We start from the raw sequence: 22,536 nt of genomic DNA on the forward strand, positions 1-22,536 counted from the left end.
AGTCTCCCGGGTATAACCCCAGCGATCCCCAGGAGCTCCCATGATCAGCGGGCTGTACCAGGGACAGGACGGCGATTCGCGGCTGGCGCTCCGCGTCGACGTGGACGGGGCCAGGCCCACGGGGCGGGTGAGCGGCGACCTGTTCACGGTCGCGGGCGCGACCACCTCGTACGCCGGCTCGTTCGTGGTGGACGCCCCGGCGGTGCGGGCCGAGGGCGGGCGGACGCTGATCGAGGGACGGGCCGCGTTCAGCGGCGGCACCCCGGCCGGGGACGTGAGCGTGATGATCGGCGGTGGGGGCGGGACGGCCTCCGTCGCGGGGCGTGCCTATGAGGTGTCGTTCGCCTCGCCGTTCTTCCGCAGCGTGGTGCTCGAAGTGGACTCCGTGATGGGCGCCGAGCCGTTCACGGCGTACCGGACCGGCTCGCTGCCAGGGCCCGCAGGGTCGCCGGACCGGGAGCTGACCGTGGCGGCGGCGTACGCGGAGGCGGGCGTCGAGCTGCGGCTGAACGAGCCGGAGGTGATCCCGGTGACCGGCTCGGGCGCGGACCTGGCCTGGGACGACGCCGAGCTGCACCACGCGATGACCCGCCACTTCAGCGCCTTCGCCGACCAGCCGGCCTGGCGGGTGTGGCTGCTGGTGGCGAGCAAGCATGTGGGCGGCTACCGGGGGATCATGTTCGACTACAACGACGCGCACCAGCGGCAGGGCGCCGCGGTCTTCCACGACGCGATCATGGGGACGACGCCGCAGGCGCAGAGGGCGCAGTTACGCACGTACGTGCACGAGCTCGGCCACGCCTTCAACCTGCTGCACTCCTGGCAGAAGAACCTGGCCAACCCGCCCCAGCCGCTCGGCCCCGACGGCGGCTTCGGCGACCTGTCGTGGATGAACTACGTGCATAACTACTCCCAGGGTGGCGAGGAGGGCTACTGGGCCGCCTTCCCGTTCCAGTTCACCGACGCCGAGCTGGTCCACCTGCGGCACGGCTTCCACCGGAACGTGGCCATGGGCGCGGACGCCTTCGGCAGGGGCGCCGCCGAGATCGCCCCCTTCGAGCCGCCGGTCGAGGACCACTCGGGTCTGCGCCTTGAGGTGCGCGCCAAGGAGTCGTTCGAGCTCGGCGAGCCCGTCGTGGTGGAGTTCAAGCTCTCCTACGCTGGAGAGCCGCGGGACACCCACGGCCATCTGCATCCGGACACGGAGTTCACCCAGGTGTCGATCACGCAGCCGGGCGGCAGGACGCTGCTCTACCGGCCGATGATGCGGCACTGCGTGGACACCTCACCGCGGATCCGCCTGGACGAGGGCAATCCGGCGCTCTATCGCAGCGCGTACATCGGGCACGGCCGCGACGGCCACTACTTCCAGCAGCCCGGCGAGTACCAGGTACGCGCCCAGTACATCGCCGCCGACGGCTCCCGCATCGTCTCCCCCGTCTGCCCGGTCAGGGTGCGCTTCCCCGTCTCCCGTGACGACCATCAGGTGGCCGAGCTGATGCTGGGCGAGGAGCAGGGCATGCTGTTCTCGCTGCTCGGCTCGGACTCGCCCCGGCTGAGCGCGGGCAATCAGGCGCTGGACGAGGTCATCGGCCGGCACGGCGAGCACCCGCTGGCCGTCTACGCCCGGCTGGTCAAGGGGCTGAACGCGGAGCGGGAGTTCAAGGAGCTGACACCGGACAACCGGCTGCGGGTACGGCCACCGGACCCCAAGCAGGGCGTCGAGCACCTGAGCGCCGTGGCCCGCGACGCCGGCATCGACAACATCACCCTCAACCTGGTCATGCGCCGGCTGGCCAGGGCGGAGGCGCGGCAGGGCGACCTCGTACGGGCGAACGCGGTGATGGACCGGATGGTGGCCACGTTCGCCGCCAAAGGGGTGAACGACATCGTCATGGGTCAGATCCGGCGCCAGGCCGAACTGACGAAGACGGCACTCGCGGCCGAGGTCTCCTGAGGCCGCGAGCTTCTGGCGTCCGGCCGCGCGACGCCGAGGTCTCCTGACATCCCCGTCACGGAGAGCGGACGACGGGCGAGCCGCCCGAGCAGACGATGGTCAGCTCGACGTCCTCGCCCTCGTCCGGCTCGAACTCCACCTTCGCCTCGCGGGCCGGCCCCGCGTCCACGCCGTCCACCGAGTAGTCCTGCGCCGGGCTCCACGAGCGCAGCGTGACCAGATCGCCGTCACAGGAGGCGATCACCGTCCCGCCGGCGCTGCGGATCAGCTTTTCGCGGGACGTCCGCGACGGCGTCACGCTCGGCGCGCCCGTGCTGGTGGGGGCGGCGGTAGGGGCTGCGGTGGCGGTCGGGGTGCGGGTGGCGGCGGTGGCCAGGGCCGAGCGGACCTCCCCCGCGTCGAGCACGTGGCCGTCGGTGCCGGTGATGCCGTTGCCGAGCAGGCCGATGACCGCCACGGCGGCGCCGGTGGCGGCGAGCGCGGTGGCGGCCCAGGCCACGACGAGTCTCTTCATCGCCCTCACCTTCCCCCATGTACGGCTAACGCCAGGTTAAGGCGGCGCTAAGGCTGCTCTATGCAGGGCGGAAAAGCGTCTACGTTCTTGCTATGGCTGACATTCTGCTCATCGAGGACGATGCGGCGATCCGCACGGCGCTCAGCCGCGGGCTGCGGGAGCTCGGCCATGCCGTCTCCTCCTCCCCCACGGCGCTGGACGGGCTACGGCTGGCCGTACAGGACCGCCCCGACCTGATCGTGCTCGACCTGGGGCTGCCCGACCTGGACGGGGTGGAGCTGCTGCGGATGTTGCGGGCGGTCAGCAAGGTGCCGGTCATCGTGGCCACCGCCCGCGACGGGGACGCCGAGATGGTGCCCGTGCTGGACGCGGGGGCCGACGACTACGTGGTCAAGCCGTACAGCGCGGCGCAGCTCGACGCCCGCGTACGGGCCGTGCTGCGGCGCTCGGGCGAGTCGGCGCCGGAGCCGCTGGCGGTGGGGACGCTGCGGGTCGATCCGCGCGCGCGTACCGCCACCCTCGACGGCGCGGCGCTGGACCTGACGCCGCGCGAGTTCGACGTGCTGCACTATCTCGCGGCCCGCCCCGGCGAGGTGGTCACCAAACGCGAGCTGCTGACCGAGGTGTGGCAGCTCCCCTACGGCGGGGCGGACAAGACGGTGGACGTGCACCTGTCGTGGCTGCGCAGGAAGCTGGGCGAGACGGCCGCCGAGCCGCGCTACCTGCACACGGTGCGCGGCGTCGGCGTCAAGCTGGTCGAGCCGTCGTGAGGCGCTGGCTGGCGCTGCTCGTGGCGGCGACGACGTCCCTGGTGCTGATCGCGCTGCTGGTGCCGATGGCGCTGCTGATCCGCGCCGTGGCCGAGAACGGCGCCATGAGCCGGGCCACGACCGCGGCCGAGTCCGTGGCGGTCGCGGTGGGCACGGACGAGCTGGCCGTGGCGGTGGAGCAGGTGTCGCGGCCCGTCACGGTGTTCCTGCCCGGCGGGGGCCTGCTGGGGGCCAAGGCGGCGCGCTCCGACGCGGTACGCCTGGCCGCGACGGGCCGCAGCGTCACCGCCGAGGCCCCCGGCGGCAGGGAGGTGCTGGTCTCGGCGCAGTCGCCCGAGGGGACGGCCGTGATCAGGGTGTTCGTGGCGGACGCGGAGCTGATGCGCGGCGTGCGCGAGGCGTGGCTGGCGCTGCTGCTGCTCGGGCTCGGGCTGGTGGTGCTGGGCATCGTCCTGGCCGACCGGCTGGCGCTGGCCGTGACGCGGCCGGTGGACGGCCTGGCGCGGGTCTCGCACCGGCTGGCGGGCGGCGATCTGAGCGCCAGGGCCGAGCCGGGCGGGCCGCCGGAGGTGCGTTCCGTGGCGCTGGCGCTCAACCATCTGGCCGCGCGCATCGACGAGCTGCTGGTGGCGGAGCGGGAGTCCGTCGCCGACCTGTCGCACCGGCTGCGCACCCCGCTGACGGGCCTGCGGCTGGACGCGGAGTCGCTGCGCGACCCGGAGGAGGCGGCGCGCGTCCAGGCCAGGGTGGACGCGCTGGAGCGGGCGGTGAGCTCGGTCATCACGGAGGCGCGGCGCCGCTCGGCGGGCCGCGAGTCGTGCGACGCGGCGGCGGTGGTGCGCGAACGGGTGCGGTTCTGGTCGGTGCTGGCCGAGGACCAGGGGCGCGAGGTGACGGTCGCCCTGCCCGACGGCCCGCTGCCGGTCGCGGTGGGCGCCGAGGAACTGGCCGCGGTGGTGGACGCGCTGCTCGGCAACGTCTTCGCGCACACCCCAGAAGGCGTCTCGATGGCGGTACGGCTCCAGCCGCGCCCCACAGGGGCCCTGCTGACCGTGGCGGACGCGGGCCCCGGCTTCGAGCCCGCGCTGCTCGAACGGGGGAACAGCGGGGGCGGCTCGACCGGGCTCGGCCTGGACATCGCCCGGCGCACCGCGGAGTCGTCCGGCGGCGACCTGACCGTATCCCGGTCCCCGGACGGCGGGGCCCGCGTCGAAGTGCTGCTCTCCCGCCCCTGAACGCCTTCTCCTCGCCTTAACCGCCGTTTAGCGCGCGGTTACCGGGGCTCGCGGTTTCGTGGAGTCATGCAGATCACGAAGAAGTTCATCGTCGCAGGTGCCGGGATCGTCGCGCTGATCGGTGGCGGTGGCGCCGCCTACGCGGCCACCACGTCCGCCACGACCGCCGCCCCCAAGGTCACGGCCGAGCAGGCCATCGACATCGCCCACAAGACCGTGCCGGGCGCGTGGGTCAGCGAGCTCGACTTCGACGCCCGGGGCAGCCGGGCGGACGTGTGGGAGCTGGAGCTGACCAAGGGCTCGCAGCGTCACGAGGTGGACGTGGACGCGTCCTCGGGCAAGGTCGTCAAGAACCAGATCGACAAGAACGACCGGGACGACGACAACGACGGCGACGACGACTGATCCCCCGTCCCCCGCCACGCCGGCCCGCCTCAGGCGGGCCGGCGTCCTCATGCCCGGCCCGCCACGTCGTGGGCCGGCGCTCTCGTGCCTGGGCCGCCTCATCGTGGGGCGGCGTTTCCGTGTCCGGGCCGGGTCACCCCTTGGGGGTGATCCGCAGGGTGACCGTGCGGTTTCTCGGGGCCTGGCGGTGCGGGTTGTCCGACTGGTCGGCGCTGACGAGCGTGAACGACGTGCGCGGCAGGCCACCGCCCTCCGCCAGGTGGCGCGCCGCCACCAGGGCGCGTCCCAGGGCCACCACCGAGCCGCCGCGCGTCCGTCCGCCGGGCACCGGCACCGCGTGGCCCACCACCGTGATCCGCACGTCCATGCCCGCCATCCTGCGGCCAAGCCCGCGCAGCACGGCCCTGCCTCGCGGGCTGACGTCCGCGCCCTGCGGGAACAGGCCCGTGTCGAAGCGTACGTGCACGTCACGGGAGCGGCGCCGTACGGTGAGGCCCGGCATGGACAGCCGCCCGGCGATGGCGGCGAGCCGCGCGTCCAGACGGGCCTCGGCCGCAGTACGGCGCCCCTCGGCGGCCTCCCGCTCCTTCTCCGCCTCCGCCCGCTCCCTCTCCACCACCGCGCGTTCCTTCGCCACCGCCGTACGCTCGGCCGCCACCGCCGCGCGCTCGGCCTCCAGCGCGGCCACACGGCCGGTCAGGGCGTCGGCCCGCGCCGGGGTGGCGGGGGCCCCCGCGCCCCGCCCGGCCCCGCCCAGCGCCACCACAGCGCTCCCCGCCAGCACCACGGCCGTCACGGCCGCGGCGGCCGACGCGAGCCGGCCCGGCTGGACCAGCGGCCGCGTCCGGCGCCGGCCCGCGGTGATCCGCGCGATCGTGCGCCGCCCCTCGGCCGCCGCCGTGTCGCCGGGCGACCGTTCCTGCACGGCGGCCCAGCACCGATCCGCCTCGTCCAGCTCCCCACACTGAGCATGCACCCGAGCCCGCAGATCCAGCACCGCCACAGGACCTGTCCCGGCACCCGCCTCGGTGCCCGTGACAGCGTCCGTGGCGTCCGTGGCGTCCGTGGCGTCCGTGGCGTCCGTGGCGTCCGTGGCGTCCGTGGCCGGCGGTTCCAGGCTGTCCAGGAGGGCGAGGGCGGTGTCCAGGTCGCCGCTGCGGGCGGCGGTGCGGGCGCGGTCGAGGGTCAGGCGGGTGCGCAGGGCGTCGCTCATCGCCTGACCAGACCGATGATCTTGTCCTGCTCGCCCTTCGGCAGCATGCGGATCATCCGCTGGTTCACCCCGTCGAGCCCCTGCCGGTCGCCCGCGGCGATGGCCCGTTCGCCCTCCTTGATCAGCGCCTGGGCCCGCCCCGTCGGCTCCAGCATGTCCCGGAGCCCCTGGAACAGGGTGAACGGCCAGTCCGGGCTACGCCGTTCCAGCTCCACCAGCAGCCGCCCGGCGCGGTCGATCTGGGCGCGTACGGCCGTGATGTCCCGCGCCCTGATCGCCTCGCGCGAGCGCCCGCGCAGCCCGGCCAGCTCCGCGCGGTCCGCGGCGTCGCCGAGCGCGTCCACGAGCCGGTCCGCCTCGTCTAGCAGCCCCTCCAGCTCCTCGGCCAGCGCGGGCAGCAGCGCGGCATCCTCGACGTCGTCCAGCTCCGCCTGCAGCTCGCGCAGCCGCTCCTCCGCCGTGGCCGCCGCGCCGACGTCCACCCTGGCCGCGCGCACCTGCTCGCGGGCGGTCGTGATCGTGCCCTCCGCCTCGATCCTGGCCAGCCGGCCGGCGACGTCGGCGGAGCCTCCGCTCGACGCGCGCAGCGTGTCCAGGCGCCGCTCGGTCTCGTCGAGCAGCGTCTCCAGCACCTCCGCGTCCGGCGTGCGCACGTCGTTCAGATTGATCTCGCCCTCGAACTGGGTCTGCACCAGCGGCACGTCCGCCACCACCGTGACCAGGCTGGAGGCGTCCACCTCGAAGGTGACCTCCACCTCCGTCCCCGGCGGCAGGTCGATCGTGACGTCCTTGGGCCTGATCTCCAGCTGGCCGACCACGCGGTTGCGCTCGCCCCTGCTGCGCTCGCCCTGCAGCACGGGGATGCGGATGACCGCGTCAGTGTCGGAGCGGCGCAGGGCGGCGGCGGTGTGGAACACCTCGCGTACGGAGGTCGGCAGCGTGACGCCCTTGCGCAACATCGGCGCGAAGGCCCGGTCGGCGAGCTGGATGCCGAGCGAGTGCGCCAGCCGCACCCCACCGAACTCGACCTCACCGTGCTTGATCGACAGCGAATCCGGCGTCAGCGGCCTGGGCGCGCCCCGGTCGTCGATCAGCTCGACGCGGAAGCGCGAGGTCCTGCCCTGGTCGATGTCCACTTCCGCGACGAAGTGACCGGTGTCGCTGAGCGGGATCCTGCCGGTGGTGAACGGCGGGCGCCCCTCGGGGTTGCTCAGCGTGACCGAGTAGCCGCTCCAGCCGGTGGCCGGCCCGCTCACCCGGCCGGCGACGGTGGGCCTGGTCGTGGTGACGATGGGCTCGTACGCCAGATCGACCGCGAACTCGCCCTCGACCCTGGTCTGTGTCCTGGGCCGACGCAGGGTGGCGGCGAAGACGGCCGCGCCGCGGGCGACCACGGTCGTGGGGTCGAGGCTCACGTCGAGCTCGATGCCCAGGCCGTGATGCGGATCGGCGAGCCGCTCCCTCAGCCCTGGCGACAGGGTGACGCCGCCGACCAGGAGCAACCGGTCGATGTCGGCCGGGCCCAGCGCGGCCTCCTTGAGCGCCCTGCGGCACAGGTTGATCGCCCGCTCGTAGAACGGCTCGGCGGTCGTGTCGAGCTCGCCGCGGCGCAGCACGTACTCGAAGGTCTCGGTGCCGCCGTCCGCGCCCGTCAGGTCGACGACAACGTCCGCCTGCTCCATCCTGGACAGCAGGATCTTCGCCTCTTCGGCGGCGCCCTTCAGCTTGGCGAAGTTGTAGCGCCATCTGGGGTTGTCCCGGCGAAACCCCTCCAGCCCGAGCTCGCGGGCGGCGGCCGGGGCCAGGATGCGCTCCACCAGCGCCCAGTCGATCAGCTTGCCGCCCAGGTACGGGTCCCCCGAGTGGTCGAGCACCCGCAGGTCCCCGTCGCGCTTGCTGACCACCGCCGCGTCGAAGGTGCCGCCGCCGAAGTCGAACACCATCCAGTACGCCCGCTCGTCGGCGTCGTCGAACCCGTACGCGAACGCCGCCGCGGTCGGCTCCTGCACCAGCGGGCAGGCCGTGGTGAACCCGGCCAGCAGGGCGGCGTCGGTGGTGGCCTTGTTCTGGTTCAGCGTGAACGCGGCCGGCACGGTGATCACGGCGGCGTCCGGCGGCGTGCCGGTGTAGTGGGCCGCGTCGGCGCGCAGCGACTTGAGCACCTCGGCCGACAGCTGCGGCGGCGACAGCCGCACCCCGGCTCTGGCGAAGCTCGTACGCGCGTCGGCCAGCCCCATCTCCAGCTTGAACTCCGCCGCCGCGTTCTCCGGGTCGCTCTCCACCCGCTCCCGTGCCCGCCGGCCGACGTGGACGAGGTCCGGCTTCGGCATCCAGACAGCCGAGGGCGTGGTGTCCCAGCGCTCGTTGTTCTTGATCACGGTGACCGTGTCGTCGTCCGCCACCGCGATGGCGCTGTTGGTGGTGCCGAGGTCGATGCCGAAGTCGATGGTGTCACGCATTTCCGTTCCTCAGGTCGTCTCTGGTGGGGCGGCCGACGATCACCTGGCCCAGCTGGATGTGCCGCTCCCGCAGGTAGATCGAGGGCCGCACGGTCTCCAGGACCGTCTCCGCGCTGAGCGACGGGTCGTCCTGGAACAGCAGGACCTCGATGGAGCGGCCGGAGTGGAACGCCTCGCCGTCGTGGTCCTGGAGGACGAGCCCGGCCTCGGCCAGCGCGGCGCGGGTCGTACGCAGGTGGCGGGCGGCCTGCCGGCCGGCGGCGTCCGCGCCCGGCGCGGACAGCCTGCGCTCGGCCCGCCACAGGTGGGTGGCCGCGGTGGCCAGCGACTTCTCGTCCAGCGGTTCCGGCGGTTCTGGGGCGTCGAGCAGCGCGGCGAACTGCTCCATGACGGGGTCGTCCCAGACGGGCGGCGGGATGCGGAAAGCCCGATGGTGCCGCAGTTGCCCGAGCTCTTCCCGAACCGCACGACGGAGCCACGACCGGCCCGCACTCTCGCCGGACGCGCAACGCGGGCGGAGCTGAACCAGCCGTTCGCGGAACGTACGACGCGGCTCACGCCGGGAGCTCACATGATCACCCCCCGGCGCCAGAGCACGAGCCGGGACAGGTGAAGTTCGCGCAGGGGCGGCCACAGTTCGACGGCTTCCTCCATGAGTTCGGTGGCGCGCCCCAGTTGTCCTGGAACGCGGTAAAGGCGCAGCGCCTCGGCGGCGATCCGGCGGGCGCGCTCGTCCGGCGGGCCCTCCACGGCCGCGCGCCGCTCGCTCAGGGCCGCGCTCAGCTCTCCGGCCGTGGCGGGACGGTCGCGGGGGTCGAGCGCGAGCGTGGCCACGATGATCTCGTCCAGGCGGCGGTCCACGTCGTCGTTGTACCGGCTCGGCGGCAGCAGCATCCGGTCGAACCTGGACAGGCCGAGGTCCTCCCCGTACGGCAGACGGCCGGTGAGCAGCAGGTACGCGATCGTCCCCACCGACCACACGTCGCTCGCGCACGAGTGGCCCCGATAACCCAGTACCTCGGGGGCCATGAACGCGAGCGTGCCCCGCCCGCTGGCCAGGCGGGTGACCGGGTCGGCCCGCTTGGCCAGGCCGAAGTCGCTGACCCGGATCCGCACGGCGCTGCCCTCGTAGCCGATCAGCACGTTGGCCGGGGTGAGGTCGCGGTGCACGACGGGCGGGTCCTGCTCGTGGGCGAGCGCGAGCCCGCCGGCGAGCTGCTCCGTCACGCGCACCGCGAGGTCCATGGGGATCCCGCGCGGGTAGGCGGTGTAGAGGCTCTCCAGACTGCCGCCGGGGACGTACTCCATCGTGAAGTAGCCGCGCAGCCCCTGCGGCGTGCGCACGGTGCCGGCGTCGAAGAACCGCACGATGTTCGGGTGCCCGAGCGTTGACAGCAGCCGGGCCTCGTCCAGCATCTCGTGCGTCTCCTCCAGCGAGGCGACCCGCTTGAACAGCTTCATCGCCTGCAGCCCCAGGTGCTCGTGCCGGACGCGGTGCACCTCGGCGAACGCGCCTTCGCCGAGCAGCCGGTCGATCACGAGGGTGGCGGTGACCCGGTCACCGCTGTTGAGGAGCGCCATCGTCCCGCCTCACCAGACCTGGGACACGGCGGGAGGCACGGGGGCCGCGGTGCCGGAGGAATCGGACGAGCACTCGTTCAGCATGAAGATCGCGCCGGCCACCAGGACCGCCCAGAAGGCGAGCCTGAACGCGGTGCGGCTCCGCCTGGGCATCGGCACGGGCCTGATGCCGCCGCGGTCGGTGCCGAGGTCGCGGCGCAGCTTGTCGATCAGCGCCACGCCCGGCGTCCCCGCCGCCTGCCGCCGGAGGTCACCCAGGAACCCGTCGGCCACGGCGGGGCCGTAGGCGGCCATCAGGGACCGGGCCTGGTTCGTGATCTGTTCGAAGGTCTGCACGAACTCGGTCACCTGGTCCTCGTTCGTCTCGATGGCCTGCCTCATGTGCTCGTCGGAGGCCAGCTCCAATCCCGTGGCGAGCCAGTTGAGCGCCGAGGACTCCCCCACGGGACCGGCGCTGTCCATCAGCGTCATCGCGCAGTTGTTGAGCAGGATGGCGGTGTCGTTGCGCACGCCGGCGGTGCGGCGGTGCCGGTCGTGGGGCACCAGGGTGTCCAGTCTCCGCAGCTCGGGCAGCACGTCCGTGTAGACCATGGCGGCCGCCAGCGCGGTCTCGCCCTCCTGCAGCCGGTCGTTCGCCGCCGTCAGGGCCGTGTTCACCGCTTCGTAGCACGGTGCGGCCACCGTCTCCAACTGGTCGTCGATCGCGATCGACGGCGCCGGCCAGCGGCGGGCCAGGTTCGCCAGGCGCGCCTGGTCCCGCTGGTTCCTGGCCGCCAGGTCGGTGATCGGCCGCAGCAGCGCGGTCGCGAACTCCTTGCGCAGCTCGTCCACGGCGGACTCGCCGAGCTGCCGGTCGTCCAGCGCGGTGATCCGGTGGCGGACGTGGTCCCAGAACGCGGCCCGGCGCAGGACGGCCTGCCACGACCGCGCGGCCGACTCCCACAGCCCCTTCAGCTCGGGATCGGCCACTTCCGGGCCGTCGGCCTCCCGGTCGAGCGCGGCGCAGTGGGCGCGTACGGCCTCGTCGTGGTCGGCGTGCAGGGAGCTGAGGCAGGCGCAGGTGGCGTCGCCCGTGTCCCAGAGCCAGAACAGCTCGTCGACCAGGCGCCGGCGGGGGTCGTCGAGCAGGCGGTCGAAGGCGGCGCGCACCTCTTCCGGCCCGACGGGCAGCGTGTGGCCGAGGTCGAGGTCGGCGCCCACCTGGAGCGCGGTGGTGACCCGCTGCCTGCGCTCCCGTACGGCGCGGCGGTTCGCGTACGTGGAGACCCCGGTGATCCGGAACGCGTTGCGCCGGTAGAGGTCCGCCCCGGCCACGTCCCGCAGCGCCGCCACCGTCGCGTCGCCGGCTCCTTGTGCTGCCCAGTCCGCCTCGCCTGCCCCGAACATGACCTGCCCATCCAGATCGAAGGACCGCCTGTCCCGAGCCTGGCGCAGGGCCGCGTCAGGCTCCATGACAGGCGGATGAAAACCAGATGGGCGCCGATTCACAACGGCGTCACAGACAGGGCAGGATCAGCCGGGCAGATCAGTCGGGCAGAGTCAGTCGGGCGGGGTCAGCCGGGCAGAGTCAGCGGACCATTCTCATGACGAGGGGGCGGTGGTCGGACAGGGTGGATGACAGCACGGACCCGCTGGTCGTCGTGATCCCGCGGGTGTAGACGTAGTCGATGCGGGCGTCGCCGTGGGTGGGCTTGTTCGCGTACCTGGCGCCGGTGTCCGTCCAGCCCGCGCTCACGAACCGTTTCGACAGCGCGTCGGTGGGCGGCGCGTTGAAGTCGCCGGTGAGGATCACCCCGGTCCTGGTGCCGAAGTAGCCGAGCACCTTGGCGGCCTGGGCCTCGCGGCGGCTGACCGAGGTCGCCGACAGGCCGGGCGACAGGTGCGTGGTGAACACCCGGACCTGCGCGCCGCCGCCGAGGTCGAGCTTGACGCCGGCCATGGAGCGGTTGACGGGGCAGGTGGCGAAGTTCGAGATCGGCAGCGTCACCCGTTCGACGACCCGGTACGACGACAGGATGGCGTTGCCCGCCTTGCCCGGTTGCGGATCGTCACAGGGCCCGACGTCGTCGCCCATGCCGAAGTGGGCGTTGGCCGTGATGTCCCAGCCGAGCTCGTCGGCCAGTTCGCGGACCTGGTCGGCACCGGGCCGGCGGTGGATCTCCTGGAGCGTGACGACGTTCGCCCCGCTGTCCTTGACCACCTTGGCGATGGCCTTCATGTCGGCGCTCTCGCCGTGGATGTTCCAGTCGAGGACGACGACGTTGACGGCCCTTGCGTGAGCGCTCTGGGCGGTCTGGGCAGCGGGGACGGCGGTGGCGATGAGGACTAACGCGACGGTCAGGTGGCTACGCTGAGTCACTCGCATATTTCGTGATCTTACGTAGCCTTTCCCGTGAAGTCAGCAGCCGTCCAGGATGCCCTTCATGGCGTCCTTCTCCGCCGAGGTCACCCACAGTTCGTACTTCGCCTTGACGTCGATCTGCTTGGCGATGTACGTGCACCGGTAGGCCTTGCGCGGTGGCAGCCAGGTGGCGGCGTCGGAGTCGCTCTTCTGCCCGTTCAGCGGGCCGTCCACGGCCATGAGGTTGATCGGGTCGTTGGCGAACTCCTTGCGCTTGGCGTCCGTCCACTGCTGCGCGCCCTTCTGCCAGGCGTCCGACAGCGGGATCACGTGGTCGATCTGCACGGCCGTGCTGGTGGTCTGGCCGCGCTTGAACCTGATCGTCTTGCCGCTGTACGGGTCGTCGAGCGTGCCGGTGAGCACGATGCAGTCGTGGGTACCCGCTTTGAACGTCTCGTCCGTCAGGTCGCGCTTGAGGATGTCGTTGCGGGTGTCGCAGCCGTTGTGGTCGACGTCGGACCAGGCCGGGCCGAACTCGTCGCGGTCGAAGCCCGTCTTGGGCGCGCGGCCCTTGACGTCCAGCTTGGCCAGCTTCGTGCGGGCGTCGGCGATGGCGGCCGAGTCGGTTTTCGAGCTCTTCCCACCACCGTCTCCCGAGACCTGCGCTTCCAGCCCACCGCAACCGGCCAGCATCGCCACTGTGGCCAGACCGGCCATGAACGCCCGAACTCGCACGCCCGCTCCCCAGACTTCACCCAATGAATCCCTAAAGTCTAGGTAATGCCCGTTTAAAGGGTTATAACGCGCTAATGGCGTCCAGTAGCCACTCCGCGAGATATCGGGTGAAGGACGACCTGACGAAGACGCGGTAGTCGCCGGGGCCGCGCCGCTCCAGGACGACCGAGGTCTTGCCGAGCAGGGTCTGGGCGTGGCCGGGGAGCGTGTCCAGGTCGAGGGGACAGCCGGTGATCAGGACGTCCTCCGCCCTGGGGCCGGTCAGCTCCAGGATCGTCCGCTGCCCCGAGACGTCCACCCAGCCCTCACGAGGCACGATATTTCCGGACACGAGCCACCAGGACGGTCCCAGCCGCAACCCCACGCCCGGATCTTGCCCGCGCACCTCCCACATCGGCTCGAACGCCACCTCCCGCAGCCTCAGCTCGGGCCCGCTCGCGGCCTCGAACCGGGCGGCGAACGAGGCGGCCGGGCTCTCAGCCCTCGCCTCCCCCGGCGGACGCCCGTGCGGCGGCCCACCAGATCGCCCGCCGGCCGGTGGCTCGGCGTCGTCAGGCAGCGGCTCCCGCAGCGGACCGGCGTGCGGATGTCCTTCGGGCAGCGGCTCGCCGTCGCGGCGGGCGTTGTCCGGGTCGTAGAAGACGGGCGCCACGACGGTCACCGGCTGCGTCACACCCCCGGACACGGCGGTGAGCCGGTCCCCCGGCTCGACGCCCCTGGCCAGCGCCAGCCCGAACGTCCGGCCCAGCACCGCGCTGTGATAGGCGGAGGTCACGTGGCCGAGCATGGGCACCCTGCCCTCAGCCGGGCCCTCCGCCCTGCTCTCCACTGGGCCCCCCGCTGGGCCCTTCACGGGCCGCCCGGCCGCGACGAGCTGTGCGCCCTCCTCCAGCCGGGCCCCCGGATCGTCGGGCAGCAGGCCGATCAGGCGCTTGCGATCGTCACGCGAGGTGTCGGGACGGGCGTGCGACCGCCTGCCGACGAACTCCGGCTTGCGCCGCGAGACGATCCACGACATGCCGAGGTCCTGCGGGGTGACGGTGCCGTCGGTCTCCTGCCCGACGATCGGGAACCCCTTCTCCGCCCGCAGCACGTGCATGGTCTCGGTCCCGTACGGCACCGCGCCGGCCTCCAGCACCGCCTCCCACAGCGCCCTCCCGTACGCCCAGGGCACGTTCACCTCGTACGCCAGCTCGCCCGAGAAACTGATCCGGAACACCCGCCCCGGCACGCCGAGCACGTCCGTGGCCGCGTACCGCATGAACGCCAGCTCCACCGCGCCCGGCGCGACCGCCGCGACGACCCGCCTGGCGTGCGGGCCGGCCACGGCCACGGTCGCCCAGTGGTCGGTGACCGACGTGAACGACACGTCCATGCCCGGCCATTCGGTCTGGTGCCACTCCTCCAGCCAGTCGAGCACGGCGGCGGCGTTGCCCGTGGTCGTGGTCATGAGGTAGTGGTCCTCGGCCAGCCGCGTCGTGGTGCCGTCGTCGAACACCATCCCGTCGGCCCCGCACATCAGCCCATAACGGCAGGCGCCGACGGCGAGGGTGGAGTACAGGTTCGTGTAGATCAGGTCGAGGAACGCGCCCGCGTCCGCACCCCTGATGTCGATCTTGCCCAGGGTGGAGGCGTCCATGGCGGCCACGGCGGTGCGGGCGGCGTGACACTCGCGCCGCACGGCGGCCTCCATCGGCTCGCCGTCCTTCGGGAAGTACCACGGGCGCTTCCACTGGCCGACGTCCTCGAACACCGCGCCCATGGCGACGTGCGCGTCGTGCATCGCGGTCGTCCTGACCGGGTCGGACAGCTCACCCCGGTCGCGTCCGGCCAGGGTGGCGAAGGACACCGGCGTGTACGGCGGCCGGAAGGTCGTGGTGCCGACCTGGCCGGGGGCCGCGCCGAGAAGGGCGGACATGACGCCGACGACGACCGCGCCCGAGGTCTTGCCCTGGTCGGCGCCGGTGCCCGCGGTGGTGTAGCGCTTGACGTGCTCCACCGAACGCATCCCGGCGCCGGTCGCCCTGGCGAGGTCGGCGACGGTGACGTCCCGATGCAGGTCCGCGAAGGCGGGCTCGTCCGAGCTCCCCTCGACCGCCCACAACACGGCCGGCCGGCCGAGCGGCCGCTCATCACACTCGGGCACCCGCAACCCGTCCGCGCCTGCCACGCGAGGCTGCGCCGCGCCGGGATCCGCCACCTCACGGTCCATCGGGTCGGAGCCCGTCGCACCCGTGCCCGCCGCGCCGAAGCCCGCCGCGCCTGTGCGGGACCGCGGCGTAACCTGGGCGGCCTCGGCGGCCTCGGTGCCTGCGGCGTAGCCGTCCGCGATGGCCTCGCGGGTGCCGTACCGGCCCGCGCACGCCCCCACCGACCGCTCCGCCTGCGCCGACGTCCCCGGGACGAAAGCCTGGAGGTCCTCGTCGAACCTGACCCGGCCCTGCGACTGGCTGAACAGGTGCACGGCGGGGTTCCAGCCGCCCGCCACCGCCAGCAGATCGGCCTCGACGTGCCGCGCGCCCACCTGGACGCCGTTCAGCACGCCCTCCGCGTCGCCCGTCGTGCCGGTGACCACCTGCCCGTCCACCCGGGGGTCGACGATCTCCGCGATCTCCACCCCGGCCGCCGCAAGGTCCCGCGCCGCCTCGTGGCCGGAGTCCGTGCACGCGAACACCACCGCCCGCCGCCAGGGCGCCACCCCGTACCGGTTGGCGTAGGCGCGGGCCGCCGAGGCCAGCATGACGCCGGGCCGGTCGTTGCCGGGGAAGGCGAGCGAGCGCTCGTGCGCGCCCGTCGCCAGCACCACCCACCGCGCCCTGACGTGCCACAGCCGCTCGCCGCGCGCCCGCCGCTCCACGGCCACCACGTAATTGTGGTCGTAGTAGCCGACAGCGGTCGTCCTGGTGAGCACCCGGCCGGTCAGGTCGAGCGAGTCCACCCAGTCCGTCGCGGGTCGGCCGTCCAGGAGTGTCCTGGAGTTCAGCAGGTCGCCGCCCAGCCGGGGCTGGTCGTCCATGAGGATCACGCGCGCGCCGGCCTGCCCCGCCGCCGTGGCGGCGGCCAGCCCGGCGGGCCCGCCGCCGATCACGAGCACGTCGCAGTGCAGGTACCCCTTGTCGCAGCGACGCTCGTCCGTAGCATTGAGGTCCACCCGCCCCTTGCCGCGCAGGCTCCACGCCTCCAGCCCGTCGTACAGCTCCACGGTCGTGGCCGCCAGCATCGGATCGGCGCCCACCCGGACCAGCGCGTTCGGCTCCTCGGGACCGGCCGTGAAGACGCCGCGCGGCCGGCCCAGCTCCACGCTGCGGCCCACGATCCGCACCCGGTTACGAAGGAGGGCGGCGGCCAGCGTGTCACCCGGCTCGCCCTCCAGGGGACGGCCGTCGAAGGTGAACCTCATCTCGCCTTCCTCACCTCATGAGTGGCAGTGTGCCGTTCGACGTCGAACCAGGTCCGGCAGCCGTGCACGTGGAACCAGCGCTCGCGGAACCAGCCCTTGGGGTTGTCGCGCAGGAAGACGAAGGCGGCCCACTCCGCGTCGGTGGTCTCCCCGAGGGGGTAGGGGATCCCGGCCTGGCCGCCGTAGTGGTACTCGTTCTCGTCGCGGGGCCCGCAGTGGGGGCAGTCGATGAGCAGCATCAGTGCGCCACCGCCGCCGCGCCGTGCTCGTCGATGAGCGCCCCCGTCGTGAACCGGTCCAGCCCGAACGGCTCGGCAAGCGGATGGGGCCGCTCCTCGGCGATCGTGTGGGCGTACACCCAGCCGGCGCCGGGAGTGGCCTTGAAGCCGCCGGTGCCCCAGCCGGCGTTGACGTACAGGCCCTCGACGGGGGTGGGGCCGATGATCGGCGAGGCGTCCGGGGAGACGTCCACGATGCCGGCCCAGGTGCGCAGCACGCGTACCCGGCTGAAGAGCGGGAAGAGCTCCAGCGCCGCCGCCATCTGCGCCTCGATCACGTGCACGCCGCCGCGCTGCCCGTAGGAGTTGTACGCGTCGATGCCCGCCCCCATGACCAGCTCCCCCTTGTGCGCCTGGCTGACGTAGACGTGCACCGCGTTCGACATGACCACGCAGTCGAGCACCGGCTCCAGCAGCTCCGACACCAGCGCCTGGAGCGGGTGCGACTGCAGCGGCAGCCGGAGGCCGGCCAGCGCGGCGAGCACCGAGGTGTGCCCGGCCGCCGCGAGCGCGACCTTGCCCGCGGCGATGAGGCCGCGCGAGGTCCGCACGCCGGTCACCCGGCCGCCGCTGAGCTCGAACCCGGTGACCTCGCACCCCTGGATCAGGTCGATCCCGTACGCGTCCGCCTTGCGGGCCAGCGCCCAGGCCACGTGGTCGTGCTTGGCGATGCCCCCGCGCCGCTGCAGGGTCGCGCCCATGACCGGGTAGCGCACGCTGCCGGAGACGTTGATGATCGGGCAGAACTTCTTGACCTCGTCGGCGTCCAGCCACTCGGCGTCCACGCCGTTCAGCCGGTTGGCGTTCACCCTGCGCCTGCCCTCACGCACGTCGCCGAGGCTGTGGGCCAGGTTGAGCACCCCTCGCTGGCTGAACTGCAGGTCGTAGTCCAGCTCCGCGCTCAACCCCTCCCACAGCTTCAGCGAGTGCTCGTAGATCGCGGCGCTCTCGTCCCACAGGTAGTTGGAGCGGATGATCGTGGTGTTGCGGGCCATGTTCCCGCCGGCCAGCCAGCCGCGCTCCAGGACGGCGGCGTTCGTGATGCCGTGATTTTTGGCCAGGTAGTAGGCGGTGGCCAGGCCGTGCCCGCCGCCGCCCACGATCACCACGTCGTAGGCGGGCTTCGGGTCGGGGTCGCGCCAGAGGAAGTCGGGGTGGGTCAACGCCTGATCTTCTCCATCCCGGGGTCGTACAGCGGCTCGGCGGCGACCACCGCGGGCACGCGGCGGCCGAAGTAGGAAATGTCGACATACGTCCCGGGCTCGGCCAGCTCGACCGGCAGCCAGGCGTAGGCGATGGGGCGCTGGATGGTGTGTCCGTAGGCGGCGCTGGTGACGTAGCCGACCGTGCGCCCGCCGTGCCTGACCGGCTCCTTGCCCATGACGACCTCGGTGCTCAGCAGCGGCACCAGCTTGCGGGTGACGTCCTTGGTCAGGGCGTCGCGGCCGACGAAGTCCTTGTCGTCCTTGACGGCGAAGGCCAGCCCCGCCTCGTACGGGCTGTGCTCGGTCGTCATGTCGACGCCCCAGAGCCGGTACCCCTTCTCCAGCCGCAGGCTGTTGAACGCGGCCCGGCCGGCGGCCACGGCCAGCCCCGGCGCCCAGAGCGTGTCCCAGAGCTTGAGCCCCATGTCGGCCGTGGTGTAGAGCTCCCAGCCCAGCTCGCCCACGTACGAGACGCGCAGCGCGAGCACCGGCACCTGCCCGACATATCCGGACTTGCAGCCGAAGTAGCGGAAGTTCTGGTGCGACAGGTCCATGTCGGTCAGCCCCTGCACCAGCTCCCTGGCCCGCGGCCCCCACACGCCGACGCAGCAGGTGCCGGGCGTCAGGTCGCGCACCCGTACGCCGCCCGGCGCGTGCCCGGCCAGCCAGTCGAGGTCGAGGTTGCCGTTCGCGCCGACCTGGAACGTGTCCTCGTCCAGCCGGGCCACGGTGAGATCGGACCGGATGCCGCCCTTGACGTCCAGCAGCAGCGTGTAGGTGACCGATCCGGGCTTCTTGTCCACGTTGTTGGTGGTCATCCGCTGCAGGAACGCCGCCGCGCCAGGCCCGCTCACCTCCAGCCGCTTGAGCGGGGTCATGTCATAGAGCGCCACGCTCTCCCTGGTCGCGTACGACTCGGCCGCGGCGACCGGCGACCAGTAGCGGGTGGCCCATTCGTCCCGCAGCGCCGCCCCGAGCAGCGGCTCGACGGCCGCACCGCGCGACTCCTCCGGCACGTCGGCGTGCTCGTCCCTGCGCCGGCGGACGAGGTCCTCCAGCAGCGGCACGTTCGCCTCGAACCAGTGCGGCCGCTCCCACCCCGCCCCCTCCAGGAAGAACCCGCCCAGCTCCTGCTGCCGCGGATGGAACGGGCTGGTGCGCAGCGGCCTGGGCGACTCCATCGGCTGCAGCGGATGGATGATGTCGTAGACCTCGACGAAGTTCTGCCTGCCGCGCTCCTCGACGAACGCGGGCGAGAGCTGGGCCTGCTCGAACCGGTTGAGCTCGCATTCGTGCAGGTCGATCCGGGAGTGCCCGTCCACCAGCACCTCGGCCAGCGCCCTCGCCACCCCGGCCGAGTGCGTCACCCAGACGGCCTCGGCCAGCCAGAACCCGTCGAGGTGCGGCGCCTCGCCGATCAGCGGGAAGCCGTCGGGGGTGAAGGAGAAGATGCCGTTGATGCCGTCCTCGTACTTGGACTCGGCCAGCACGGGCAGCAGCTCGACCGCGTCGCGCCAGGCGGGGTCGAAGTCCTCCTCGGTGAACGCCTGCACCGACGGCATCGTGGTGGATCTGGGGCCGATCTCGTCCTGGGCGACCGGCATGGGGCGGTGGGCGTAGGAGCCGATGCCGATGCGGTCGCCGTGCCGGCGGAAGTAGAGGTCGCGGTCCTGGTGGCGCAGGATCGGGCCCTCCTCGCCCAGCTTCAGCGGGCCCGACTTGGCGTACTGGTGGGCCAGGGGCAGCAGCGGCACGTTCAGCCCGGCCATCCTCCCGATCGAGGGACCCCAGAAGCCCGCCGCGCACACCACCACGTCGGCCGGGACCGTGCGGTACTCGCCGGCGCTCGTCACCGTGACCCCGGTGACCCGGCCGCCGCGCTGCTCGACGCCGACCACGGTGTGCCCCGGCAGGAATCTGGCCCCGCGTTCCGTGGCCCGTTCGGCCTGCGTCTGCCCGCACGCGACCGCCGCCGCCAGCCCGTCGCCCGGCACGTGGAACCCGCCGAGCACCTTGCCGGGGTCGAGCGAGGGCCACAGCTCCAGGCAGGCGGCCGTGTCGAGCAGGCGCGCCTCGACGCCCCACGACTCGGCCCAGCCGTGCTTGCGGTGCAGGTCGTGCCAGCGTTCGGGGGTGGTGGCCACCTCCAGGCCGCCGACCTGGCGGAAGCAGTGCTCGCCGAGGCCGGTGTACTTGCGCACGGTGTAGGCGGCGAATTCGGTCATGGTCTTCGACGGGTTGGTCTGGAAGACCAGGCCGGGGGCGTGGGAGCTGGAGCCGCCGGCGGCGAAGAGCGGCCCCTGTTCGAGCACGGTGACGTCGGTCCACCCCCGCTCGGTGAGCTCGTCGGCGAGGGCGCAGCCGACGATGCCCGCCCCCACGATCACCAGACGGGGCCGACTCATGACGCCTCCGGTTGTTCCTTAATGCGCAACATGTCCCGGACTACGCAACGAACATAGATCCCCGCGTCCCCGCGAACAAGGGCCCCTTCACCGCCGGGGGCGGCCCCCATACTCTTTACTTCGGATCATGGCAGGTCAGGAAGAGGGGACATGGCGCAGCGGCGCTTACTCGAAGGGCTCGGTGTCACCGTCGCCGAGGAGAACTCGTACCGGGCCCTGCTCAGACACGGGCCCGCGACGCTGAGCGAGCTCGCCGCCGAGACCGGCACCTCCGCCGCCGCCATCCGCCGCATGCTGCCCCGGCTGGAGGACCTCGGGCTGATCTCCCGGGTCGCCGGCCGGCCGCTGCGGCTGGTCGCCACTCCCCCGAACGTCGCCATCGACATCCTCGTCGCGCGCCGCCAGGAGGAGCTCACCCACAGCAGGGCCGCCGCCGCACTGCTGGCCACCGAGGTCGCCGACCGCGGCGGGCCGCACCCCGAGGAGGTGCTGGAGGTGGTCAGCGGGCGCGACGCCGTGGCCAGGCGCTATCTCCAGCTCGAACGCAACGCCACACGGGAGATGCTGGTGCTGGTGCATCCGCCGTACGCGGTGGACGTCAGCGACGACAGGGAGAACCGCCGGCGCGCGGCCCGCCAGGGCGCGCCCACCCGCGGCATCTACAGCCCGCTGGCCTTCGAGCACCCCGGCATGCTGGCCCACACCCGCCGCGCCATCGCCGACGGCGAGCAGGCCAGGCTCGGGCAGGTGCCGGTCAAGCTCGCCATCGCCGACGCCCGCACCGCCATCCTGCCGCTGGTCTCCGACGAGGACCGGGCCGTGGAGAGCGCGCTCGTGGTGCACCCGTCGGCGCTGCTCGACGCCCTGGTGGGGCTGTTCGAGACGTTGTGGCGGGCCGCCGTGCCGCTGCGTCTGTCGGACGAGTCCCTCGAACCCGAGGCGTGGCCGCAGGCGTCCGACGCCGAGGTGCTGACCCTGCTGGCCGCCGGCATGAAGGACGATGCCATCGCCAGGCAGCTCGGGCTGAGCCCGCGCACGGTCCAGCGCCGCGTCCAGGTGCTGTGCGAACGCCTGGGCGCCAGGACCCGCTTCCACGCCGGCTTCCTGGCCGCCCAGCACGACCTGCTGGACTAGGGTGACCGGACCCCGCCGCCCACTCCGAGCCGCGCTCCCGAGGTCCACCGCAGGCTGAGGCTACGTGATCAGCGTCGCGCCGCCCGCCCCGAGCCGCGCTCCCGAGGTCCACCGCAAGCCGGGCTAGGTGATCAGGATCCCGCCGTCCACCGCCAGCGTCACCCCGGTGATGTACGAGGCCGCGTCGCCGGCCAGGAACACCGCGGCGGCCACCAGCTCGGCCGGATCCCCCGCCCGTCCCATGACCACCCGCTGCTCCGTCATCCGCTCCAGGTAGCCGGGTGGGTACTGCTCGGTCATCTCCGAGGCGAAGAACCCCGGCTCCAGGCAGTTGACCCGGATGCCGCGCCGCCCCGTCCACTGCTGGGCCAGGTCACGGGTGAGCCCGGTGACCGCCGCCTTCGAGGCGCTGTAGGCGGCCTGCGGCAGCCCGGCCGTGGTCTCGCCGAGCACGCTGCCGATGTTGACGATCGACGAGCCGGGCCGCATGACCCGCGCGCACGCCTGCGCCATCCAGTAGGTGCCGTGCAGGTTGACGTCGACGACCTGGCGGAACTCCTCGGGGGTCTCGCGCAGCGCGGGCACGGCCGTGCCGATGCCGGCGTTGTTGATCAGTACGTCGACCCCGCCCAGGCCCTCGACGGCCGCGGCCACCAGCCGGTCGCAGTCTTCCGGCCGGGCCACGTCGGTCTGGACGGCCAGGCACGCGCGGCCGGTCTCCTCGACCAGCCGACGCGTCTCCTCCAGCCGATCCGCGCGCCGGGCGCCGATCACCACGTCGGCGCCCGCCTCCGCCAGGCCCCTGGCGAAGGCCACGCCGAGGCCCGATGAGGCCCCGGTGACGATCGCCACCTTGCCGTCGAGCCGGAAGCGCTCCAGCACGTCACACCTCGCTTCTCGGAAC

18 protein-coding genes are annotated in these 22,536 nt (G+C 72.8%); 5 read left to right on the plus strand and 13 right to left on the minus strand.

Features of this window, described 5'->3' with window-relative positions; translation table 11 throughout:
• The first annotated feature begins 40 nt into the window (after positions 1-40).
• Positions 41-1,957, plus strand: a complete 1,917-nt coding sequence (locus AB0C27_RS03725; RefSeq protein ID WP_357837278.1) for a hypothetical protein — start codon at positions 41-43, stop codon at positions 1,955-1,957.
• A gap of 55 nt (positions 1,958-2,012) precedes the next feature.
• On the opposite strand, the gene AB0C27_RS03730 is transcribed toward AB0C27_RS03725, so the two are convergent.
• A complete protein-coding gene (locus AB0C27_RS03730) occupies positions 2,013-2,471 on the minus strand; it encodes a hypothetical protein (protein WP_357837281.1) in 459 nt (152 codons plus the stop codon).
• A gap of 92 nt (positions 2,472-2,563) precedes the next feature.
• Between AB0C27_RS03730 and AB0C27_RS03735 the strand changes: the two genes are divergently transcribed.
• The 3 genes from AB0C27_RS03735 (at position 2,564) to AB0C27_RS03745 (ending at position 4,881) form a co-directional block, all read left to right on the plus strand.
• Positions 2,564-3,241 (plus strand): response regulator transcription factor, encoded by a 678-nt coding sequence (locus tag AB0C27_RS03735; RefSeq protein WP_106235382.1) that lies wholly within the window; start codon positions 2,564-2,566, stop codon positions 3,239-3,241.
• Complete coding sequence (locus AB0C27_RS03740) at positions 3,238-4,476, plus strand: HAMP domain-containing sensor histidine kinase (RefSeq protein ID WP_357837284.1); 1,239 nt, start codon at positions 3,238-3,240, stop codon at positions 4,474-4,476. The genes AB0C27_RS03735 and AB0C27_RS03740 overlap by 4 nt, the downstream gene beginning before the upstream one ends.
• 66 nt (positions 4,477-4,542) lie before the next feature.
• Entirely contained in the window at positions 4,543-4,881 is a 339-nt protein-coding gene (locus AB0C27_RS03745) for a PepSY domain-containing protein (protein ID WP_357837287.1), read from the plus strand.
• Between the two features lie 133 nt (positions 4,882-5,014).
• On the opposite strand, the gene AB0C27_RS03750 is transcribed toward AB0C27_RS03745, so the two are convergent.
• The 11 genes from AB0C27_RS03750 to AB0C27_RS03800 all read right to left on the minus strand — a co-directional run bounded on the left by AB0C27_RS03750 (position 5,015) and on the right by AB0C27_RS03800 (position 20,498).
• A complete protein-coding gene (locus AB0C27_RS03750) occupies positions 5,015-6,094 on the minus strand; it encodes a hypothetical protein (protein WP_357837290.1) in 1,080 nt (359 codons plus the stop codon).
• Positions 6,091-8,553 carry an Hsp70 family protein gene (locus AB0C27_RS03755; RefSeq protein WP_357837292.1) on the minus strand — a complete coding sequence of 821 codons (2,463 nt, stop codon included), beginning with the start codon at positions 8,551-8,553 and terminating at the stop codon, positions 6,091-6,093. Before AB0C27_RS03755 ends, AB0C27_RS03750 begins: the two co-directional genes overlap by 4 nt.
• Positions 8,546-9,124, minus strand: coding sequence for a hypothetical protein (locus AB0C27_RS03760; RefSeq protein ID WP_357837295.1), 579 nt, complete (start codon positions 9,122-9,124; stop codon positions 8,546-8,548). The genes AB0C27_RS03755 and AB0C27_RS03760 overlap by 8 nt, the downstream gene beginning before the upstream one ends.
• Positions 9,121-10,134: a serine/threonine-protein kinase gene (locus tag AB0C27_RS03765; protein WP_357837298.1), complete on the minus strand. Its 1,014-nt coding sequence runs from the start codon at positions 10,132-10,134 to the stop codon at positions 9,121-9,123. The genes AB0C27_RS03760 and AB0C27_RS03765 overlap by 4 nt, the downstream gene beginning before the upstream one ends.
• Positions 10,135-10,143: 9 nt before the next feature.
• On the minus strand, positions 10,144-11,586 hold the full coding sequence (locus AB0C27_RS03770; RefSeq protein WP_357837301.1) for a hypothetical protein: 1,443 nt from the start codon (positions 11,584-11,586) through the stop codon (positions 10,144-10,146).
• Between the two features lie 115 nt (positions 11,587-11,701).
• Entirely contained in the window at positions 11,702-12,499 is a 798-nt protein-coding gene (locus tag AB0C27_RS03775) for an endonuclease/exonuclease/phosphatase family protein (RefSeq protein ID WP_357837304.1), read from the minus strand.
• Positions 12,500-12,532: 33 nt separating this feature from the next.
• The gene (locus tag AB0C27_RS03780; protein WP_357837307.1) at positions 12,533-13,210 is read right to left on the minus strand and encodes an HNH endonuclease family protein; all 678 of its coding nucleotides are present in this window, start codon (positions 13,208-13,210) and stop codon (positions 12,533-12,535) included.
• A 61-nt stretch (positions 13,211-13,271) separates the two neighbouring features.
• Positions 13,272-16,610 carry a 2Fe-2S iron-sulfur cluster-binding protein gene (locus AB0C27_RS03785; protein ID WP_357837310.1) on the minus strand — a complete coding sequence of 1,113 codons (3,339 nt, stop codon included), beginning with the start codon at positions 16,608-16,610 and terminating at the stop codon, positions 13,272-13,274.
• Positions 16,607-16,849: a sarcosine oxidase subunit delta gene (locus AB0C27_RS03790; RefSeq protein WP_357837313.1), complete on the minus strand. Its 243-nt coding sequence runs from the start codon at positions 16,847-16,849 to the stop codon at positions 16,607-16,609. The genes AB0C27_RS03785 and AB0C27_RS03790 overlap by 4 nt, the downstream gene beginning before the upstream one ends.
• Positions 16,849-18,051 carry a sarcosine oxidase subunit beta family protein gene (locus AB0C27_RS03795; RefSeq protein WP_357837316.1) on the minus strand — a complete coding sequence of 401 codons (1,203 nt, stop codon included), beginning with the start codon at positions 18,049-18,051 and terminating at the stop codon, positions 16,849-16,851. Before AB0C27_RS03795 ends, AB0C27_RS03790 begins: the two co-directional genes overlap by 1 nt.
• Complete coding sequence (locus AB0C27_RS03800; protein ID WP_357837318.1) at positions 18,048-20,498, minus strand: FAD-dependent oxidoreductase; 2,451 nt, start codon at positions 20,496-20,498, stop codon at positions 18,048-18,050. The genes AB0C27_RS03795 and AB0C27_RS03800 overlap by 4 nt, the downstream gene beginning before the upstream one ends.
• A 150-nt stretch (positions 20,499-20,648) precedes the next feature.
• Between AB0C27_RS03800 and AB0C27_RS03805 the strand changes: the two genes are divergently transcribed.
• A complete protein-coding gene (locus AB0C27_RS03805) occupies positions 20,649-21,632 on the plus strand; it encodes a helix-turn-helix domain-containing protein (protein WP_357837321.1) in 984 nt (327 codons plus the stop codon).
• A gap of 123 nt (positions 21,633-21,755) precedes the next feature.
• On the opposite strand, the gene AB0C27_RS03810 is transcribed toward AB0C27_RS03805, so the two are convergent.
• Positions 21,756-22,514, minus strand: coding sequence for a glucose 1-dehydrogenase (locus AB0C27_RS03810; RefSeq protein WP_357837323.1), 759 nt, complete (start codon positions 22,512-22,514; stop codon positions 21,756-21,758).
• Positions 22,515-22,536: the final 22 nt, after the last annotated feature.

Source organism: Nonomuraea sp. NPDC048882 (assembly GCF_040649755.1).
GTDB lineage: Bacteria > Actinomycetota > Actinomycetes > Streptosporangiales > Streptosporangiaceae > Nonomuraea > Nonomuraea maheshkhaliensis.

Bases quoted from the DNA above. Each gene is read 5' to 3' on its own strand.
- AB0C27_RS03775 (WP_357837304.1), bottom strand. From the start codon at position 12,499: ATGCGAGTGACTCAGCGTAGCCACCTGACCGTCGCGTTAGTCCTCATC.
- AB0C27_RS03790 (WP_357837313.1), bottom strand. From the start codon at position 16,849: ATGCTGCTCATCGACTGCCCCCACTGCGGGCCCCGCGACGAGAACGAG.
- AB0C27_RS03735 (WP_106235382.1), top strand. From the start codon at position 2,564: ATGGCTGACATTCTGCTCATCGAGGACGATGCGGCGATCCGCACGGCG.
- AB0C27_RS03745 (WP_357837287.1), top strand. From the start codon at position 4,543: ATGCAGATCACGAAGAAGTTCATCGTCGCAGGTGCCGGGATCGTCGCG.
- AB0C27_RS03755 (WP_357837292.1), bottom strand. From the start codon at position 8,553: ATGCGTGACACCATCGACTTCGGCATCGACCTCGGCACCACCAACAGC.
- AB0C27_RS03730 (WP_357837281.1), bottom strand. From the start codon at position 2,471: ATGAAGAGACTCGTCGTGGCCTGGGCCGCCACCGCGCTCGCCGCCACC.
- AB0C27_RS03765 (WP_357837298.1), bottom strand. From the start codon at position 10,134: ATGGCGCTCCTCAACAGCGGTGACCGGGTCACCGCCACCCTCGTGATC.
- AB0C27_RS03800 (WP_357837318.1), bottom strand. From the start codon at position 20,498: ATGAGTCGGCCCCGTCTGGTGATCGTGGGGGCGGGCATCGTCGGCTGC.
- AB0C27_RS03785 (WP_357837310.1), bottom strand. From the start codon at position 16,610: ATGAGGTTCACCTTCGACGGCCGTCCCCTGGAGGGCGAGCCGGGTGAC.
- AB0C27_RS03770 (WP_357837301.1), bottom strand. From the start codon at position 11,586: ATGGAGCCTGACGCGGCCCTGCGCCAGGCTCGGGACAGGCGGTCCTTC.
- AB0C27_RS03750 (WP_357837290.1), bottom strand. From the start codon at position 6,094: ATGAGCGACGCCCTGCGCACCCGCCTGACCCTCGACCGCGCCCGCACC.
- AB0C27_RS03805 (WP_357837321.1), top strand. From the start codon at position 20,649: ATGGCGCAGCGGCGCTTACTCGAAGGGCTCGGTGTCACCGTCGCCGAG.
- AB0C27_RS03725 (WP_357837278.1), top strand. From the start codon at position 41: ATGATCAGCGGGCTGTACCAGGGACAGGACGGCGATTCGCGGCTGGCG.